The sequence below is a fragment of the Enterococcus malodoratus genome (assembly GCF_027659535.1).
Classification (GTDB): domain Bacteria; phylum Bacillota; class Bacilli; order Lactobacillales; family Enterococcaceae; genus Enterococcus_A; species Enterococcus_A malodoratus.
Map to the genome: position 1 here is coordinate 40,225 of NZ_JAQDPG010000009.1, position 19,948 is coordinate 60,172.

The following is a 19,948-nucleotide window of genomic DNA, read 5'->3' on the forward strand; positions in this document are numbered from 1 at the left end:
CATTGTATTTCTTCTATTTAAAAGGTTCAATGGACTTCTTGTTAACTTTGAGACTTATAAGTCACCTGACACGATACCTTTGCTAGTTAGAGGTAAAATGACTCTATTTTTCCAAATACACGAGAAATAGGCTGATCGCCGCTTCGCATACGATTCTGTTAAACTTTTTTTATTTATCTATCTTAAAAATTTATTCTTCCTTGAACCATACATACTGCAAAAACCGAAACTCGCAGCTAGTTCTTTTTAATGAAAGCCTTTTTCCGAAGAAAAAGGCTTTGAATTTTCACTACGCATATCATTGCACTAAACATCTCGAACAATAAGTCCACTATCAGTATGAAACAGATTGTCTCACCAGTTATTCTGCAAAAAGTGCAACTGACAGCTAGCTCCCAAAAATGAATCTATTTTTCCAAATACACGAAAAATAGGCTGATTGTCGCTTCGCATACGATTCTGCTAAACCATTTTATTTATATACCTATCTTAAAAAATTTATTCTTCCTTGAGCCATACACACTGCAAAAAGCAGAACTCGCAAAAAAAGATTCGGACCTTAATGGTAAGATCCGAATCTAGTTCCTGTCAAAATAAACATTTCACATACTTATCAAAAATTACGCTGTACATTCAATCTCGGCACATGCTAATACATTCTCATATTTTACTAATAAACGATTTTGAAGTTCAATTACAGCGGCGCGATCAGATGGATCACACGTCACAACGTTGATTAATACGGTATTATTGTAAAGTTGTTCAACCACACCGATTACTTCTTTTTCAATTCCGATTGCTCGGCATTCATAAGCAAGACCAATTTCAATAGTTTCCATAATAAATCCCCCTTTATTTCTACGTTCTTATAATAACATAATGAGAGAAATATGAAAACGTTTTTTGTTAGTTTTTTTGCTTTGATATCAAGGTAAATGTCGTAATTGTTAGAAAATTCGCAAAACACAAACATAAACAACTGTGGTTATTTTTAATCCGCTGTTCATTTTCTATTTATCTTTATTTGTTTAAAACCGATTTCATTAACCTTTCAATATGTTTTTTATCATTAATTTTGATTAGCTCTAAATTAATTTTACTATACCAATTAAAAAAAGAGCCCTCGCCATGCGAGAGCTCTTTTGTGATTTTATAAACGATTATTCAATTCTTTTGCTAAATCTTCAAATCCTGGTTTTCCAAGTAAAGCGAACATGTTTTTCTTGTAAGCTTCTACACCTGGTTGGTTGAATGGGTTCACACCCAATAGATAACCAGAAACACCTACTGCGATTTCGAAGAAGTACATTGCATAACCTAGTGTATAAGCATCCATTGTTGGGATGTTCAATACGAAGTTAGGAACGCCGCCATCTGTATGGGCTAATAATGTTCCTTGGTAAGCTTTAGAGTTAACAAAGTCAACATTTTTACCTTCTAAATAGCCTAAGCCATCTAAGTCAGATTCTTGTGAAGGGATCGCCACCGATTTACGAGGTTTTTCCACTTTCACGATTGTTTCAAAGATATTGCGGCGGCCTTCTTGGATGTATTGTCCAAATGAATGCAAGTCAGTTGAGAAGTTTGCGCTTGATGGGTAAATACCTTTCAAGTCTTTTCCTTCTGATTCGCCGTATAATTGTTTCCACCATTCGTTGAAGTATTGCATACCAGGTTCATAGTTGACTAAGATTTCAGTCACTTTGCCTTTACGGTATAAAATATTACGAAGTGCTGCATATTGATAGGCTTCATTTTCATCTAAGTTCTCGCTTGAGTAAGCTTCACGAGCATCAGCCGCACCTTGCATTAACGCATCAATGTCTGCGCCGCTAGCTGCGATCGGTAATAAACCAACTGCTGTAAGCACTGAGAAACGTCCGCCGACATCATCAGGAATAACAAAAGTTTCCCAACCTGCTGCATCAGCTTCAACTTTAACTGCTCCACGAGCCTTATCAGTTGTTGCGTAGATACGTTTGTTTGCTTCTGCTTCACCATATTTTTTAATTAATAGTTCTTTGAAGACACGGAATGCGATTGCTGGTTCAGTCGTTGTTCCTGATTTAGAAATTACGTTTACTGAGAAATCACGGTCGCCGATCACTTCGATCAAATCAGCAATGTATGTTGAGCTGATTGAGTTTCCTGCAAAGAATACTTGTGGTGCTTTACGATCTTCTTTATCCAATACATTGAAGAAACTTTGATGTAAGAATTCGATTGCTGCACGGGCTCCAAGGTATGAACCGCCGATTCCGATAACTACTAATACTTCAGAATCAGATTTAATTTTTTCAGCTGCTTTTTTGATGCGCGCAAATTCGTCTTTGTCATAGTTTACTGGAAGATCAACCCAGCCTAGGAAGTCGCTTCCTGCGCCAGTACCTTCGCGTAATTCTTTGTGAGCTAGAGCTACTTCAGATTTGATGTAGTCCATTTCATGCTCGCTCACAAATGGTGCTACTTTCGAATAATCGAAATGAATGTGTGCCATTGTTTTTCCTCCTTGAAAGTCACTTCATACAATCTATACTTTACGTTTCTTTTAATTTTTTTTCAAGCTTAAACCTTTTAAAAAATTAAACTACTCCTTGAGCCAACATTGCTGCTGCAACTTTTGCAAAACCAGCGATATTTGCGCCAGCCGCATAATTATCTTTTTCAGCATATTTTTCAGCTGTATCACGGCACGTTTCATAGATATTTTTCATGATATCATCGAGTTTTTCATCGACTTCTTCTTTTGTCCATGCTAGACGTTGCGAGTTTTGCGCCATTTCTAACGCTGATACTGCTACGCCGCCTGCATTAGCCGCTTTACCAGGTCCGTACAACACACCTTTTTCATGATAGATCTTGACTGCTGCTATCGTACTTGGCATATTTGCCCCTTCAGCGACAATCTTCACACCATTTTTAACAAGAATCTCAGCTTTTTTGTCGTCGATCTCATTTTGCGTCGCACAAGGTAAAGCAATGTCAGCCGCTTGTTCAAGCTCCCAAACAGATCCTTCGTGGTACTCTGCTGTTGAGCGTTCCTTCGCATATTCTGTTAAACGGGCACGACGAACCTCTTTGATATCCTTCAAAAGTTCAACATCGATGCCATCTTTATCATAAATGTAGCCATTTGAATCAGAACAAGTAATCGCAGTCGCACCAAGCGCTTGGGCCTTTTCAATCGCGTAAATAGCAACATTTCCGCTGCCTGAAACAAGTACTTTTTTACCTTCAAAAGAATCTTTGCGATCTTCTAAAAGATGCTTAACAAAATAAACTGCGCCGTATCCAGTCGCTTCTGTCCGGCCAAGACTTCCGTTGAAGCCTAATGGTTTACCTGTCAATACGCCCATGTCATACTCACGCAAGCGTTTATATTGGCCAAATAAATAGCCGATTTCACGACCGCCAACACCGATGTCTCCTGCTGGTACATCTAAGTTCGGGCCGATATGTTTTGATAGTTCGGTCATAAAGCTTTGGCAGTAGCGCATAACTTCAGAATCAGATTTTCCTTTCGGATCAAAATCTGAACCGCCTTTACCGCCGCCGATAGGAAGACCGGTCAAACTGTTTTTGAAGATTTGTTCAAAGCCTAGAAATTTTAAAATACTTAGATTTACAGTTGGGTGGAAACGTAAGCCGCCCTTATATGGTCCAATTGCTGAATTAAATTGAACGCGATACCCGCGGTTGACTTGCCAGTTGCCTGCATCGTCTTGCCAAGGTACGCGAAACTGAATCATGCGTTCTGGTTCTAGGATCATTCCTAAAATATTTTTTTCAACATATTCTGGATGTTCCTCTAGAAAAGGAATCACCGTTGGTAAAAACTCATCTACCGCTTGTAAAAATTCTTCTTGATTCGGGTCTTTGTTCACCAGTTTTTCTTGGATCTGCTCTACGTATTGTTTTACTTCCATCAAATTCCTCCTCACAGTTAATACTCATAGTTTACATCATTTTCTAATAGAAGTGAAAAAAAATTCATGCTACACTGCAAGTTGAGTGCCAATTGTTCGTATTTCACGTATGATTATACAAGCTGTAAAAGTAAAAATTTAGATAAATGAGGGTTAATTGATATGAGTAAAAAATTTGATGTGATTGTTGTTGGAGGAGGACCCGCCGGTATGATGGCGGCCATAACGGCAGCGATGAATGGCACTAAAGTTGCCTTATTTGAGAAAAATAAACGCCTAGGAAAAAAATTATTGATGACTGGCGGCGGCCGCTGCAATGTGACCAATAATCGACCTGTCGATGACTTGATTTTCCACATTCCTGGCAACGGACGCTTTTTATATAGTACATTTTCGCAATTTGATAATCAAGATGTCATGAGTTTCTTTAGTGAACGCGGTGTCGCTCTTAAGGAAGAGGATCACGGCCGGATTTTTCCTGTTTCGGATAAATCGGCTACGATCGTAAATACATTGAAAGATGAATTAGAGCAATTGAACGTGTCGCTTCATTTCAAAGAACCCATCGAAAAAATCATTAGCGATGGCGAACGTATCCAAGGTGTTCGCACAGCAGAAGGCGACTATTCAGCCAAAAGTGTTATCTTGACCACCGGCGGTATCACTTACCCATCGACTGGATCACAAGGTGACGGCTACCGTTTCGCAAAAAGTGTCGGACATCATGTTACACCTCTATATCCAACCGAATCACCGATCTTCTTAACCGATGATTTTGTCGCAGAAAAAACATTGCAAGGACTCTCCCTGCAAGACGTGACACTATCCGTTATCGATGAGAAAAACAAGACCATCGCCAGTCATGAGATGGACCTGCTCTTTACGCACTTCGGAATTTCCGGTCCGGCTGCCTTGCGGTGCTCAAGCTTTGTGAATCAGCTATTGCGAACACAACAGACTGTAACGCTAAAGCTGGATTGCTTTCCTGATAAAACCGTTAATGACCTAATGGAGGAAGTAGCAGAACTTGCAAAAACATCTACAAAACAGTTGAAAAACGCGTTGGCCGGTTTCTTACCAGAACGCTTATTGCTCTTTTTCTTAGAGAAAGTCGGTATTAGCGAACAAACTTATGGTCAGACATCAAAAGAACAGCTGGAAGAATTTGTTTCCTATTGTAAGAATTGGTCGTTAACAGCTAACAAGACCTTTGGCTTGGAAAAATCATTCGTTACCGGCGGTGGCGTTGAACTCAAAGAGGTCAATCCAAAAGATTTAGCCAGCAAAAAAATCCCCGGCTTGTATTTTGCCGGGGAGGTTCTTGATGTTAATGGGTACACTGGCGGTTATAATATCACTACCGCGTTTTGTACAGGCTATGTGGCTGGTACACATGCTGCTTACAATGCCTTCGCTTAATGTGTCAGCTCAACAAATTGTCCTCGCGTCAGTTCCACAATGGCGTTGGGGGCAATTTCCATTTGCAGCCCTCTTCTGCCTGCTGATATCGCGATTTGATCAAAATTTTCCGCTGAAGCATCCACAAAGGTCGGAAATAATTTTTTCATGCCGATCGGTGAACAGCCGCCGCGAATATAACCTGTCGTTGCTTCTAAATCTCTTAAATGCAGCATCTCAACCTTTTTATTGCCGCTGGCTTTTGCGATCTTCTTCAAATCCAACTCATGATCACTTGGGATTACCGCCACGACTGGACCTGTTTTATTCCCTACTGCAACCAACGTTTTAAAAATTCGTGCCGGTGCTATTCCAACTTGTTCAGAAACATGTCCCGCTCCTAAGTCATCCTCATTCCACGAATACTCATGCTCTGTATAAGCGATTTTCTTTTGTTCGACTAAACGAATCGCATTGGTCTTTTGAATTTTCTTCTTAGCCAAGTCAATCCCCCACTTCATTCATTTTCTAAAGTCTAGCAAAAAAATCGGAAGGAAACAAACCGGTCGTTTTGTTTGGTCTTTTTCCTTAAATGTCCTACACTTGAACTTGTAGTAGAAAGGATGTTTTCATCATGAAAAGAATTTCCAGAGGAAAGTTTGAAAAGATGCAACAATTGTCAAATGATCATGGCGTCATTGCAGCCTTAGCAATCGATCAACGGGGCTCTATGAAAAAGATGATGCAAGCCGCTGTCGGCGAGGATAAATTCTCAATGGATCAAGTCTATGAATTCAAAGAACTTGTCTCACAAGAATTGACTAAGCGAGTCAGTGCGATTCTGCTAGATGAACAATACGGCTTCAAAGGAATGAAAGCCAAAGATCCCAATTGCGGATTGATCATGTCTTATGAAAAAACTGGCTATGATGCCAACACACCTGGTCGTTTACCAGAATTGCTGCCAGAAGAATCATTGGATCGCTTATTGGCTAAGGGCGCAGATGCAGCCAAGGTCTTGGTTTATTATGATCCCGATGAAGCGCAAGAAATTTTGGATGTCAAACATGCCTTCCTAGAACGTTTAGGAACAGAAGCGTTGGCTGCTGATATTCCTGTATTCGTTGAACCAATCGTTTATGACAATAAAATCACTGACGATCACTCCCCTGAGTTTGCAAAAATCAAACCACAAAAAGTGATCGACACAATCAAAGAATTTACCAAGGATAAATACCACATCGATGTACTGAAGGTTGAAGTTCCCGTATTATTCAACTATGTTGAAGGGTTCAATAAGGGCGACGATCCTGTAGTTTATACGCAAGAAGAAGCCGCAGCTTATTTCAAAGAAGCGGGTGAAGCTGCTACTCGTCCGTTTATTTATCTAAGTGCTGGTGTTCCTGCTGATACTTTCCGTGAAGAATTAAAATTTGCTGGTGAACACGGTGCAAATTATTGCGGAATTTTAGGTGGTCGTGCAACTTGGCGTGACGGTGTTCAAGTGTACGCCGATGGCGGCAAAGACGCGTTAATCAAATGGTTAGACACGCAAGGCCGTGAAAACGTTGAAGAATTAAATGACATTTTAGCGAAATATGCGAAACCATGGTACGAAATTTACGGTGGTTTAGATAACATTGAGGTTTTTGATATCGATGTAATGGCTTAAAAAAAGGATTCCCGAAAAGTCGGGAATCCTTTTTATCTTAATACATCAATCATCAAAGCTAATTTTTCTGCATCAATCTGGGCTTCAGGATAGGACTGGCCTTCTAGGCAACCATAAGCCATACAAGAACCATCCAACGAGCCGCTGACCTGTGAGAACTTCCCGATTCTTCCTAAGGAAACGGAAACAACTGGTAACGAAACAAACGTTTGCGCCTTCATCACGATGCCCATCTGACGCAAGACATCCGCTTCATTTTGCGGCTGCACGACGATTTTCGCAATATCTGCTCCCCAATGCTCCATCAAGTTCAATCGAAAGAGAATCACAGCATCCTCCGGCGTTTCTTCAAAATTGTAATAGCTCAAAATCACTCGTACATCTAAAGCCTGCATCCATTTGATGAAGGTCGTTGATAGTTGGTCAATGATCGTGACTTCTACATCAGCTACATCAATTGCTCGTGATGAGACGGCGAATTCATTGATATGCCGGTATTGGTTTAGCGAAATCTCGATCTGTCCACCTGCCTCCGAGGTCCTCAGGCTGAAAATTAATGGAATATTTCGAATCTCATCCCGCAAGGCTAATAGAGTCGAATTTAACTTGTCATCATCTAAGACATCTTCATAATAATCCGCACGCCACTCGATCACTTCAGCAATTTTTTTGGCTTCATTTGCCTGCTCAATGATCTCATCGAAAGTCTTTCCAACAATCGGCACGCAGATTTTAGGTTTTCCTGCATCAAATCGTACCTCTCTTACCTGAACATCCATCATACGCATCCCATCCCATTTTCTTCTATTTTTTTATCGTATAAAACAAAACTTTCAAATAATTACTTTCTTCAAAATTACTGGCTGGAAAATCTGCTGGCAAACGGTAACTTTCGGCTAATTGAAAGCTCACCTCTTTTTTCTTCAAAGCTTCTTCAATCGACTGTTTGAATTTTTTGATTGGTAGATTCGCCGCGTTGGTTGAAGCGATAATCATTCCTTCATCAGAAAGAATCTCTACACTGTCTTCAATCAATCGCCCGTAATCCTTCGCCACTGAAAAAGTTTTTTTCTTATTTCGGGCAAAGCTTGGCGGGTCCAAAATGATCAAGTCATACGTTAGATTCTTCCTCGCAGCGTAACGAAAATAATCAAATGTATCCATTACGATAATTCTTTGCTGCTCTAATGACAAACCATTTACTTCAAATTGTTCTTGCGTTTTAGGCAGACTGCGCTGAGCCAAATCCACGCTAGTAGTTTCTAAAGCACCGCCATAAGCCGCAGCAACTGAAAAGGCACCGGTATAACTAAACATATTCAATACTTTTTGTCCGGCCGCAAGCCCCTCTGTTAAGCGTCCGCGAACTTCCTTTTGATCTAAAAAAACACCTGTCATATAACCTTCATCTAAGTATACGGCATATGAAACGCCATTTTCCAGTATAATTAACGGCTCTTGCGGTTTTTCTCCGGCTAGCCAGCGGCTTTCTTTCAGCTCGCTTTTAAAACGGATTTTTTCAACGACACCTTTAGCCGTTGGGAAAACGTTCAACAAACTATCCACGATCAGCTTTTGAAAGTGATAAATTGTCTGATTATACCAAGAGATAACCAAATAATCGGCATAATAATCAACCGTCACGCCGCCGAATCCATCGCCTTCTCCATTGAATAAACGAAAGGCGGTCGTCGTTTCATCTGCAAAAAAAGCTTGGCGCTGTTCAATCGCCTGCTGGAATTTCTCCATTATAAAGGCTTGATCGATCGGACGCTGTGTTTGATCCAACACCCAGCCGAATCCTTTATTTTGTTTTCCTAAATAACCTGCAGCAATATAATTATTTTTATTATCAACAAAGGTAACCCATTCTAGTGGGATTTTTTTAATTGGTTGTCGCAGATCTTCTTCCTGAATCAACGGATTCCCTTGTCGAATTCGTTTGATTCCATAATTAGTTAATTCTATTTTCACTCTTATCCCTACTTTCTTCTATAGTATATCAAAAAAAATTAGTATTTTTCGCTTATAAAGTTTTCTTTAAACCTGAATGCTCCAGTTTTGATAAGAATTGACTGGGGTGATGTAAGCGAGTAAAATGTTAACAAGTGAACATTCCGCATTTTTTCTGCGGCAGAAAGGAAGTTACTATTGAAAAAACTAAAAGCTCCTGCATTTTTAAATAAACGTCTCGGCTTTTATGCGTTACTTACATTCTTATTATGGGCGAAAAGTATCTTTGCATACTTATTTGAATTTAACTTAGGGATCGAAAGTTTGACACAGTATTTCATCCTATTTATTAATCCAATCGCATCGACGATGTTTCTATTGTCGATTGCTTTATATGTGCGGCGGTCGAAAGCCTCTTATCTTACGATGATGATCATTTATGCACTGGCAAGTTTCCTACTCTTTGCCAATGTCGTCTACTATCGTGAATTTACTGACTTTATTACCGTCAATACTTTCCTAGGTGCCGGCAAAGTAGCCAGCGGTTTAGGAGAAAGCGCGGTTCGTCTCTTCCGTCCATACGATGTTTTATATTTGATTGATATCGTGATCCTGCCTCTTCTTTTATGGCGCAAACGCATTAAAGAAGAAGAACGTCCGGTACGCGCTCGGATGGCTTTCGCCATGACTGCTCTTTCGGTCATGATTTTCTCAGGAAATCTTTTCTTAGCAGAAGCCGATCGTCCAGAATTATTGACGCGTACTTTTTCACGCGACTATTTGATCAAATACCTTGGTGTGAATGCTTTTACTGTTTATGACGGTATTCAAACATACAAAACGAACCAAGTCCGTGCGGAAGCAAGTCCGAATGATTTAAAAGAAGTCGAATCTTATGTAAAAGAACATTATGCTGCACCAAACAGTGACTACTACGGTATCGCTAAAGGGCGCAACGTCATCACGATCCATTTAGAAAGTCTGCAGCAATTTGTGATTGACTACAAACTGAAGGATGAGAATGGACAAGAACATGAAGTCACACCGTTCTTGAACAGCATTTTCCATAGCAACAGTACCTTCAGTTTCGATAATTTCTTCCACCAAGTAAAGGCCGGGAAAACTTCCGATGCTGAAACCTTGATGGAAAACTCATTGTTTGGTTTGAATCAAGGATCATTGTTCTCGCAATTAGGCGGGAAGAATACATTCCAAGCAGCTCCAGACATTTTGAAACAAACAGCCGGTTACACAAGTGCGTCTTTCCACGGAAACTCCGGCAGCTTCTGGAACCGTACTGAAACTTACAAAAATCTTGGATACGATTATTTCTTCGATTCCTCTTACTATGATGTGAACGATGAAAACTCATTCCAATATGGCTTGCACGACAAACCGTTCTTCCAGCAATCTGTGAAATATTTGGAACGTCTGCAACAGCCTTTCTATTCGAAATTTATCGCGGTATCTAACCACTATCCATATAGTGAGTTCAAGAACGACGAAGCTGGCTTCCCAATGGCCAACACAAGTGATGAAACTATCAACGGCTATTTCGCGACAGCGAACTATCTAGATAAAGCAGTGGAAGAATTCTTTAACTACCTGAAGGCTTCAGGTTTGTACGACAATTCGATCATCGTTATGTACGGTGACCACTACGGAATCTCGAACTCAAGAAACTCTGACTTAGCACCATTACTTGGCAAATCAAAAGAAACATGGTCAAACTTTGATAATGCTCAAATGCAGCGTGTACCGTATATGGTTCATGTTCCAGGTCAAGACAAAGGCGGAATCAACCACACTTATGGTGGCGAAGTTGACGCATTGCCTACCCTGCTGCATCTTTTAGGTACTGACACAAGCAAATATATTCAATTAGGCCAAGATCTATTATCTAAAGACAATGATCAAATCGTTGCCTTCCGTGATGGTGATTATGTAACGCCAGAATATACCTATTACAGTGGCAGCTTATATAGCAACAGCAATGGCATGCCGATCACTGAACCAAGTGAAACCTTGCAACATCAAGCCGAAACTTGGAAAGAAGCTGTTTCTAAGCAGTTAAGCACCTCGGATAATATCAATAACGGGGATCTGCTTCGTTTCTACTCAGCAAGCGGGTTGAAACCAATCGATGCGTCACAATTCGATTACAAAAATGGGCTTAATAAGATGGAGAAAATCGAGAATAAATTGGGCGATAAATCTACCAGCCTATTCGATCAAAACGGCAAAAAATCTACACAAGAGTTATATAAAACAGAGACCTACAAGCAATATCAAGAACAAGGTCAACAATAAATTTACATCTAACACCTGTCACGAAATTGTGATGGGTGTTTTTTTGTTTGCTCTTATTTCTTCCGATAGAATTCATACTTCTTTCAAATTAGGATTTTATACTTATTATAAGAGGTGGGAATCTATGGAACTTATTTCAACAACACTTTCATCAATCAAACGACATCGAATACAATTCTCGATTTCTTGGGTGATCTGCTTGGTTGCTCTATTTATCTTAACGAGTTTAGGTATGCTAAAACTCGTTTTGCATCAATTAGATTCCTCCAACCAAATTCAATTATTTACCAATAAAGAAGTCACACAGCTGCAGCAATATTTTTCTGATCGACTGTTTATAAGTGCTATTGGTCTTTTCGCTTTGCTGCTCCTATTCTTTGGGGTCAAAATCCATTGGCAGAAAAAAAGTGCTTCTTCTGTGAAACAGTTGATCTACTCAACAGGATTAGAATTGTTTTTAGTTTTATTGTTTGCTTCAACTTGCCTGATTTTATTATTTACACTGTTCGAGCCGATATATGAATCCATCTTACAATCCTTTTATCATCAAGGGTTGAATCAATTTAAAGAATTGCCGAATTTTGTTTTAAGCAATGGTACGAGCGGCATTGCCTACTCGATTCGTTCTTCGTTGTCCTTTGAGCTATCCTCGACAACCTTGCTTGATTTATTTTTTTGCTCTTTACTCAAAGCTGTTTCATATGTAATTTTATGCTTATGTTTGTCAATTCTCTGTTTTCGTTTACTTAATTTCATATCCAGAAGAAAGAATGCTCGTTAAACACGAACATTCTTCTTTTTATTTGTTCTTTCGTTAAACTTATTCTTGAAAGTCGATTGATCCTTCATTATACTTAGAAAGTATTCGGTTTTTACCGATATAATGAACTTATTTCTAAGGAGCGTTTATTTATAATGGAGAAATTCTTTAAATTGAAGGAACAAGGTACCAACATTTCCACTGAAGTAATGGCAGGAATTACAACATTCTTTGCAATGAGCTATATTTTATTCGTTAATCCAACTATTTTGTCAGCTTCAGGGATGCCCTTTCAAGCGGTTTTCTTAGCAACGATCATCGCCTCTGTCATCGGGACACTAGTCATGGGATTATTCGCCAACGTTCCTTATGCGCAAGCACCTGGGATGGGATTGAATGCCTTCTTCACTTATACTGTTGTATTTGGTTTAGGTTATTCTTGGCAGCAAGCTTTAGCAATGGTCTTCATTTGCGGAATTATCAATATCTTGATTACTGTTACAAAAATTCGTAAATTGATCATTCACGCAATTCCAGAAAGTATGCAGCATGCAATCGGCGGCGGGATCGGAATCTTCGTTGCCTATGTTGGGATCAAGAATGCTGGATTACTATCTTTCAGCGCGGATTCATCTGCGATCACCAGCAGTGTTGTCGAAGGCGGCAAAGCAACCAATGTCTCCATCAACAGCGGAATTGTTCCGGCATTAGCTAATTTCAATAATGCCCCAATCCTGTTAGCCATCATTGGTTTAGTTATTACAACTATTTTAGTTGTTAAGAATGTTCGCGGTGCGATCTTGATCGGTATCGTCGTTACCACATTATTAGGTATTCCTATGGGTGTCGTCCAACTTGGCGCAATTGATTGGCATGCTAATTCATTAGGCAGCTCGATTCAAGAACTTGGTACAACATTCGGCGCTGCTTTCGGTTCTGAAGGAATGGGCTCGCTATTCTCTGACTCTTCAAAATTACCGCAGGTCTTAATGACTATCTTGGCTTTCAGCTTATCTGATACCTTCGATACGATCGGAACCTTCATTGGTACTGGCCGCAGAACAGGCATCTTCTCTAAAGAAGATGAAAATGCTCTAGATAATGATTCTCGTGGATTTAAAACAAAAATGGACAAGGCATTATTCGCAGATGCGATCGCTACTTCGATCGGTGCGATTTTTGGAACTTCTAATACTACGACATATGTGGAATCAGCTGCCGGCATCGGGGCTGGCGGTCGAACTGGATTGACTTCTGTTGTCGTAGCGATTTTATTCGCATTAAGCAGTCTATTCTCACCACTAATCGCTGTTGTCCCTGCACAAGCTACTGCACCTGCATTGATCTTAGTCGGTGTTATGATGTTAGCCTCTTTTGCGGATATCAACTGGTTAGATTTAGAAGAAGCAGTCCCTGCATTCTTTGCTAGTGTCTTTATGGGACTATGCTACAGTATCTCTTACGGGATTGCAGCTGGCTTCATCTTCTATACAATTGTTAAAGTTATCAAAGGAAAAACCAAAGACGTTTCACCAATTCTTTGGATCGTTGATATTCTATTCATTTTGAACTTTATCATCTTAGCTATTCTGTAATTTATTCAAAACAAAGAAGCGTAAAACCGTCATGGTTTTACGCTTCTTTATTTTCTTCTGGCTCGATTACTTCAGGTTTGTCGGGAAACCTGACAGTAAAAGTTGTTCCCTTTTCTAATTCACTCGCGACTTCGATCGTCCCGTGATGCAAACGCACCAATTCTTCTACGATCGACAGCCCTAAACCTGACTCGCCATATTTTGTATTCTTTCGTGATGAATCAGCTTTGTAATAGCGATCCCAAATATTCTTTACTTGATCCTCTGACATACCAATCCCCGTATCAGAGATCGTGATCTCTGTAGCCTGTTCAAGCTTATTGATGGCAACAGTAATCGTTCCATCTTTAGTAAATTGGATCGCATTTTGAATCAAGTTCACCATGACTTGAACAAAACGATCATAATCGGCATATACATTGATCGGTTCATTTGTCTGCAGGACTAACTGATCCCCCGAAGCTTCTGCTTTTGCCTCTAATTGTGATAACAATGTTGAAACAGTCTCAGTTGCATTGAATTCTTGTAAAACGATACTAATCTGATTGGTTCGAATTTTTTCATAATCCAAATTCTCATTAACTAAACGGATCAAACGCGATGTCTCATTTTGCATGAGCTTAATCGCCTTTTCCTTTTGACTTTCCGGAATCGCATTGTATTGTAATCCTTCTAACAATCCATTGATCGTCGTTAGTGGCGTACGCATCTCATGGGAGGCATCTGCCATAAACTGTTTTCGTCGTTCTTCTTGTCGTTCGATTTCCTCATGAGACTCTTTTAGCGAAACGGTCATTCGATTGAAATCATCCGCCAGATCATCAAACTCATCGCGATTACGATTTGGTACGACAACGTCAAAATTCCCTGTCGCAACTTCCTTAGTAGCCGAACGCATTCGATTGATTCGCTTCACCTGCTGCGTAGCAAAGAAATAGCTGACGATGATCGCGATGATCGAAGCGATGATAAAGGCCTTAAATAAATCGGTCACGATCGAATTGACACTGGTTTCTACATTCATCGCTGGTTGACTGACCAGTAAGACACCAAAGAAAACACCATCCGTGAAAAAAGGAACCATCGCGTAAGAAGTCGTTTGATTCTGCCCCATCACATTTTTTGAACTAGTCTCTTTTTGCTGCTGCCCCGCCTTCAGCGACTTCCATTGGGCATCACTGACCAAATGTTGATTTACTTTCCCTGAATGCTCTGGATATTGCACGCTTCTATCTTTATCAATGAAAACAAACGAGACATCCTGCTGATTCAAGCTCGACTCAGTCACTCCGATAGCAAACTGAAAAATTTCATTGCTCGACATGCCTTCAAACCGAATATCTCTGCTCAAAGAGATATTATTCTTCTCCATTGACTGCGCATAGCCGAGCAGCTCTTTGTAGTTATTATCCTCAAGTGTCTTGCGTGTAAATTGCGTAAAAGACAATCCCAGCGTCAGTAAAATCAGCAAAATCAAGCCGCCAAACGCCAATAATTGTTGATACAGGTATTTCATCGACCGACCTCGGTGTCGTCAAACTTGTAGCCTACGCCCCAAACAGTTTGGATAACTTGTGCACCGACTTTCTCGATTTTTTGACGCAGCTTTTTAATGTGGGCATCTACTGTTCGTTCATCACCGAAATATTGATAGTCCCAAACTAATTCTAATAGTTGTTCACGCGTAAATACTTGGCGCGGTTTTTTCGCCATAGTGTACAATAAATCAAACTCTTTTGGCGTTAAGCCTTCAATCGGCTTGCTATCCAAATAAGCTTCTCGTGTCTTCAAATTCATCTTGAAATGCTCAGTTTGAATATCAAAGTTTTCGCTGCTGGTTTCCGCTTCTTTTTGCGGTTCAGAAACTAACTCGCTGCGACGATGCAACGCCTTGATCCGTGCAATCAAGGTTAGCGGTGAAAATGGTTTTGTTACATAGTCGTCTGCACCCATTTCCAACCCGATCACTTGATCACTTTCAGAATCTCTTGCTGTCAGCATAATGATCGGTACAGTTCTTGAAACCTTTCGAATCTCACGACCAACTTCCATCCCATCCATGCTAGGCAGATTCAAATCAAGCGTGATCATATCCCATTTATCGGGCTCCGCTTTAAAGGCATCTAAGCCTTCTTTTCCATCGTATTTAAATTCCGCCTCCCAGCCTTCATTCAAAAAAAACATCTGCATCATTTCAGAAACGGATTCGTTGTCTTCAATCATTAAAATATTCATACTTTAACCCCCTGGTATCATCTGATTCTCATTCTAAGTATACTCTATTTCATTTTTTTCAACCATTACCTTACCCGTATCTTCACTAACAATTTGTTTTTTCTTCAATTTTTCTTACTCAGAGTGACAAATTCTTCATTATTCATTTACTTCTTTGCTTTTTTTATAACGTAATGTTATACTTTTTTCTGCAGCAAATTATTTATCAAGGGGCTGTTACGGATTCGACAGGCATGGTTCGAGCCTGAATTGCGCTTCGTAGGTTACGTCTACGTAAAAACGTTACAGTTAATATAACTGCTAAAAACAACAATAACACTTACGCTTTAGCTGCCTAAAAACAGTTAGCGTAGATCCTCTTGGTATCGCCCATGTGCTCAAGTAAGGGTCTCAAAATTAGTGGGATACGTTTTAACTTTCCGTCTGTAAGTTAAAAAAGAGATTATCAGACTAGCAAAATCAGAGGCCTGTCGTTCGGCAGCTGATCACGCGAAACCTTAAATTGAGTCGACTATGAGCGTAGATTTTTGGGTAATCGGAGTGTTTGGACAGGGGTTCGATTCCCCTCAGCTCCATTACAGCAACACAAACAAAAAGCCAAAACGTTGTTCTCACAGCGTTTTGGCTTTTTGTTTTAAGTTATACTTTCTATTAATCCAAGGCTTCCTGCTCTTGATCAACAAAGACAAATTTTAAACTATCAGGGTAGACGTAAACGATCAGGCGCTCTTTGCGGATGTCGGTTGTTGGGTAGACTTGTTCCGTAGTGACATTATCAGAATATAATTCCTTTAGTACAATTTCCAAGCCAGCGTTAATAAACGGATTCAGCATTCAACTCGCTCCCTTTCAGTAGCCCTCCCCTCCATTATACGGATTAATTCCAATAGATAGATTCTTTTTTCAAAATTCGTTCATTTTATTAACAAAACGGACTATCATTTTTTATAAATACTAAATTGAAAAAGAAGCCTTCTGCACAAAACAGAAAGCTTCCTTTTTAATGTCTATCGGAAAGGATTATAGAAACGGCCGCCATTGACGACTAATAAGCAAATTCCTGCTGAACACAAAATAATTACCACTAATAAAGCAATGTAGTCATTTCGTTTTAATGGTTTAGCAAGCAGCCAGGTTCGACTCTTTTTCTTACCAAAACGCCGCAGCTCCATTGCTGAAGAGATCGTCTCGATCCGTTCTAAGCTGGAAAAAATCAAGGGGATCGCAATCGTTAGATTTCCTCGCACGCGCTTCATTAATGAGGCCTTCTTAGACAGTTCGGTTCCCCGAGCTTGCTGTGCTTTGGAAATCGTCCGAAAATCTTCTTGAATGTCTGGAATGTAGCGCAGCGCCAACGAGAAGGCATAAGCGATCTTATAAGACCCGCCAACTCGATGGATGCTTGATGCCAGCTCACTTGGATTTGTAGTCAAAATGAAAATCAATCCAGGTGGGATCGTTACAAAATATTTGATCAGCAAGTTGAATTCATAAAAAAGCTGTTCCTGTGTAATCGTATATCGGCCAATTCCTTCAAAGATCACGTGACGTGTACCATAGATCGTAACACCATATTCAGGTGCAAATAAATAGACGGTCAATAGATTCAAAATTGAGAAGAATGCAATAAACTTCACCACAAACGAAATCTCGTGATAACTGATTTGCGCTGTGCGGAAAAGAATAATTGAAAAGACCGCCAATCCTAGCAAGAAACGCGTATCATAAGAAATCATTCCCACAACCGAAATTAATAAAAAGCATAGCAGCTTGGTAAATCCGCTAAGTTGGTGAATCACGGTTTTTTTCGGCAGATAACCGATTAAATTAGAGCCCTCCATAAGGTGCCTCCTCATGTTGGATAAATGCCGACACAAAGCCAGTAGCATCCGTTAAATGATTATTTTTAGCCAATCGATACAGACTCGTTTCACGCAGACTCGCTGACGCAACTAAATCAGCTGTAGACAAGACCGTTGCCGGTGCTTCATCCGCAATGATTTTTCCTTCTTTTAAAACTAGCGTCCGGCGTGTATGTTCTAGCATCAAATGCATATCATGGGTGATCATTAAGATCGTAATCCCGCGCTGATTCAGCTTACGCAAAAACAGCATCATTTCATTGTAATGATAATAGTCTTGTCCAGCAGTCGGCTCATCCAGAATCAGCAGCTCTGGTTCAAGTACCAATATTGCCGCAATCGCTACTCGCCGTTTTTGTCCATGACTCAACGCCGAAATCGGCCAATTACGAAATTCATAAAGACCACAGACCTTCAGGGTTTCAAATACTTTCTCTTGGATCACTGCGGGATCAACACCCCGGTTTTCCAAACCTAAAGCAACCTCTTCAAAAATCATATTCTTAGACAGCATTTGATTGCTGTTTTGTAAAACGTAACCGATTTTATCTGCTCGTTCTTTAATACTTTCATTCGCAATCGATTGGTTTTTCCAAAGCAGATCCCCCGTTTGTAATGGATAGAATCCCGTGATCAGATTAGACAATGTTGATTTGCCGGCACCATTATGCCCAACCAAGCTGACCATCTCGCCTTCATAAAGAGTAAGATCAATATCCTTAATGACCAGTTCATTTCCAAAACCAAATGAAAGATTACTCAACGTTAATAGCGGCTGCTCCTTTTCAGGAATCGGCTTGAACGCTCCTCGCGACTTCGCTAAAGCAGCGGAAATTTCCGGCGAAACCAATTGATCCACCTGTGTCAAATCGGAAAAATCTAACAGTGAGATCCCTGCCCGTTTTAAAGCGCTGATGTAAAGAGGTTCGCGAATCCCATACTCAGCCAGCAAGTCACTTTGCAGTAACTTGGTAGGTGTCATATCAGCAATGATCGCTCCTTCATTCATCAAGATGACGCGATCAATGGGAGCGGCCAGCACCTCCTCCAAGCGATGTTCAATGATAATTGTTGTAAATTTTTGCGACTGATACAATTGGTCGATCATTTGGATTGCCTCATAACCTGTCTGGGGATCAAGATTGGCCAATGGTTCATCGAACAGTAAGATCGGTGTTTCATCAATCAAAACGCCAGCCATCGTCACCCGTTGCTTTTGTCCGCCAGAAAGATCCTGCGGACGTTTTTCTAATTGTGCCGATAAATTCGTCTTTTCCGACCAGTAATTTACTGCTGCTCGCATCTCCGCCTGTTCTACCATCTCATTTTCCAATGAAAAGGCGATGTCTTCTGCCACTGTCAAGCCGACGAATTGACTATCTGTGTCCTGCAGCACCGTACCAACATCTAGTGAAAGATCATAAATCGAAGATTCACTAAAAACCTTACCGTTGATGGTCAGATCCCCGGTAAAGCTTCCTTGCTCGTTTTGCGGAATGATCCCATTCAGGCACTTTCCTAGTGTTGATTTACCTGAACCGCTGGGACCCATGATCAAAATCTTCTCTCCCTGATTGATGGACAGATTAATATTCTTCAATGTGGGTTCGGCTTGGCTATCATATTGAAATGTAAAATCATGAAACTCGATCATTTTATATCCTCACGTTCTAAGCTTCTTTATTCAAACTGCCTTTTTTCGTTTTTGTTTGCGCATAAGCTTTTAGCAAAATAAATCCAATGACTCCCGTTACAATTGAATTCGTAATTCCAGCAACAACACCTTGAGTAAAGACTTTGCTAGGGGCCTCTGCATAGATCAGAATATCCCCGATCGGTGCGATGATCACCCATGTCACTAAATTAGCGATCGTTTCTCCCACTAAGAAGGTCACTGTTTCCTTTTTACCAAAGATACCTTGCTCGATTGGGATACGTTTTGCTAATAATCCGAAGAAAACACCTAAAATTCCAGAAGCAATGATCCATGACCACCAAGCGCCATAAGTCGTTAAATCTCCAAGCGCATGACCGATGAAACCAGCGAGACCTGCAACAATCGGTCCATAGACAACGCCTAACAGCGCTAGAAATGGATAGGCTGTCGCAATATCAGTATTCGGAATTCCTGTGGGGATAGTGACAAATCGTTTTAGAATGAAAAAGACCGCTGCACCGATCCCAATTGCTACAATGTGTTTTACCGTAAATTTTTTACTCATACTTACTACTCCTTT

Annotated in this window: 17 protein-coding genes and 1 other RNA gene; 6 read left to right on the forward strand and 12 right to left on the reverse strand. The window is 40.3% G+C overall.

The genetic code is table 11. The annotated features are described in order from the left end of the window. Positions 1-620 precede the first annotated feature (620 nt). From PGP85_RS14705 to gdhA, 3 genes are all read right to left on the reverse strand, one after another. Positions 621-839 (reverse strand): hypothetical protein, encoded by a 219-nt coding sequence (locus PGP85_RS14705; RefSeq protein ID WP_010740090.1) that lies wholly within the window; start codon positions 837-839, stop codon positions 621-623. A gap of 311 nt (positions 840-1,150) precedes the next feature. Further along, entirely contained in the window at positions 1,151-2,497 is a 1,347-nt protein-coding gene (locus tag PGP85_RS14710; protein ID WP_270328253.1) for a glucose-6-phosphate isomerase, read from the reverse strand. Between the two features lie 85 nt (positions 2,498-2,582). Continuing rightward, complete coding sequence (gene gdhA / locus PGP85_RS14715) at positions 2,583-3,926, reverse strand: NADP-specific glutamate dehydrogenase (RefSeq protein WP_010740118.1); 1,344 nt, start codon at positions 3,924-3,926, stop codon at positions 2,583-2,585. Positions 3,927-4,088: 162 nt separating this feature from the next. Here gdhA and PGP85_RS14720 point away from each other — a divergent pair, with 162 nt between their 5' ends. Next, the gene (locus PGP85_RS14720; protein WP_251867861.1) at positions 4,089-5,345 is read left to right on the forward strand and encodes a BaiN/RdsA family NAD(P)/FAD-dependent oxidoreductase; all 1,257 of its coding nucleotides are present in this window, start codon (positions 4,089-4,091) and stop codon (positions 5,343-5,345) included. Here the strand turns inward: PGP85_RS14720 and ybaK are convergent. Beyond that, positions 5,342-5,827, reverse strand: coding sequence for a Cys-tRNA(Pro) deacylase (gene ybaK, locus PGP85_RS14725; RefSeq protein ID WP_010740120.1), 486 nt, complete (start codon positions 5,825-5,827; stop codon positions 5,342-5,344). The two genes, PGP85_RS14720 and ybaK, sit on opposite strands and share 4 nt — an antisense overlap. Before the next feature lie 131 nt (positions 5,828-5,958). Between ybaK and PGP85_RS14730 the strand changes: the two genes are divergently transcribed. Then, the gene (locus PGP85_RS14730) at positions 5,959-6,996 is read left to right on the forward strand and encodes a tagatose 1,6-diphosphate aldolase (protein WP_010740121.1); all 1,038 of its coding nucleotides are present in this window, start codon (positions 5,959-5,961) and stop codon (positions 6,994-6,996) included. Positions 6,997-7,028: 32 nt separating this feature from the next. Here the strand turns inward: PGP85_RS14730 and aroD are convergent, their stop codons facing one another. Together aroD and PGP85_RS14740 are read right to left on the reverse strand one after the other, a co-directional pair. Beyond that, positions 7,029-7,778 (reverse strand): type I 3-dehydroquinate dehydratase, encoded by a 750-nt coding sequence (aroD, locus tag PGP85_RS14735; RefSeq protein WP_010740122.1) that lies wholly within the window; start codon positions 7,776-7,778, stop codon positions 7,029-7,031. A gap of 22 nt (positions 7,779-7,800) precedes the next feature. Next, positions 7,801-8,970, reverse strand: coding sequence for a class I SAM-dependent rRNA methyltransferase (locus PGP85_RS14740; protein ID WP_010740123.1), 1,170 nt, complete (start codon positions 8,968-8,970; stop codon positions 7,801-7,803). A 177-nt stretch (positions 8,971-9,147) separates the two neighbouring features. Here PGP85_RS14740 and PGP85_RS14745 point away from each other — a divergent pair, with 177 nt between their 5' ends. The 3 genes from PGP85_RS14745 (at position 9,148) to PGP85_RS14755 (ending at position 13,614) form a co-directional block, all read left to right on the forward strand. After that, positions 9,148-11,259, forward strand: coding sequence for an LTA synthase family protein (locus PGP85_RS14745; RefSeq protein ID WP_010740124.1), 2,112 nt, complete (start codon positions 9,148-9,150; stop codon positions 11,257-11,259). Between the two features lie 124 nt (positions 11,260-11,383). After that, positions 11,384-12,040 (forward strand): hypothetical protein, encoded by a 657-nt coding sequence (locus PGP85_RS14750; RefSeq protein WP_010740125.1) that lies wholly within the window; start codon positions 11,384-11,386, stop codon positions 12,038-12,040. 134 nt (positions 12,041-12,174) lie between these two features. Continuing rightward, positions 12,175-13,614 carry an NCS2 family permease gene (locus PGP85_RS14755; protein WP_010740126.1) on the forward strand — a complete coding sequence of 480 codons (1,440 nt, stop codon included), beginning with the start codon at positions 12,175-12,177 and terminating at the stop codon, positions 13,612-13,614. A gap of 37 nt (positions 13,615-13,651) precedes the next feature. On the opposite strand, the gene PGP85_RS14760 is transcribed toward PGP85_RS14755, so the two are convergent. Both PGP85_RS14760 and PGP85_RS14765 read right to left on the reverse strand, forming a co-directional pair. Continuing rightward, on the reverse strand, positions 13,652-15,130 hold the full coding sequence (locus PGP85_RS14760) for a sensor histidine kinase (RefSeq protein ID WP_270328257.1): 1,479 nt from the start codon (positions 15,128-15,130) through the stop codon (positions 13,652-13,654). Further along, entirely contained in the window at positions 15,127-15,849 is a 723-nt protein-coding gene (locus PGP85_RS14765; RefSeq protein ID WP_010740128.1) for a response regulator transcription factor, read from the reverse strand. The genes PGP85_RS14760 and PGP85_RS14765 overlap by 4 nt, the downstream gene beginning before the upstream one ends. 209 nt (positions 15,850-16,058) lie before the next feature. On the opposite strand from PGP85_RS14765, the gene ssrA reads away from it, so the two are divergent. Beyond that, positions 16,059-16,427: a transfer-messenger RNA gene (ssrA, locus tag PGP85_RS14770) on the forward strand. 73 nt (positions 16,428-16,500) lie between these two features. On the opposite strand, the gene PGP85_RS14775 is transcribed toward ssrA, so the two are convergent. The 4 genes from PGP85_RS14775 to PGP85_RS14790 all read right to left on the reverse strand — a co-directional run bounded on the left by PGP85_RS14775 (position 16,501) and on the right by PGP85_RS14790 (position 19,933). Next, positions 16,501-16,683 (reverse strand): hypothetical protein, encoded by a 183-nt coding sequence (locus PGP85_RS14775; protein WP_010740129.1) that lies wholly within the window; start codon positions 16,681-16,683, stop codon positions 16,501-16,503. A 173-nt stretch (positions 16,684-16,856) separates the two neighbouring features. Then, on the reverse strand, positions 16,857-17,690 hold the full coding sequence (locus PGP85_RS14780) for an energy-coupling factor transporter transmembrane component T family protein (RefSeq protein ID WP_010740130.1): 834 nt from the start codon (positions 17,688-17,690) through the stop codon (positions 16,857-16,859). Beyond that, positions 17,677-19,365 (reverse strand): ABC transporter ATP-binding protein, encoded by a 1,689-nt coding sequence (locus PGP85_RS14785; RefSeq protein ID WP_270328260.1) that lies wholly within the window; start codon positions 19,363-19,365, stop codon positions 17,677-17,679. Before PGP85_RS14785 ends, PGP85_RS14780 begins: the two co-directional genes overlap by 14 nt. A 16-nt stretch (positions 19,366-19,381) precedes the next feature. Beyond that, positions 19,382-19,933, reverse strand: a complete 552-nt coding sequence (locus PGP85_RS14790; protein ID WP_010740132.1) for an ECF-type riboflavin transporter substrate-binding protein — start codon at positions 19,931-19,933, stop codon at positions 19,382-19,384. Between the last annotated feature and the right edge of the window lie 15 nt (positions 19,934-19,948).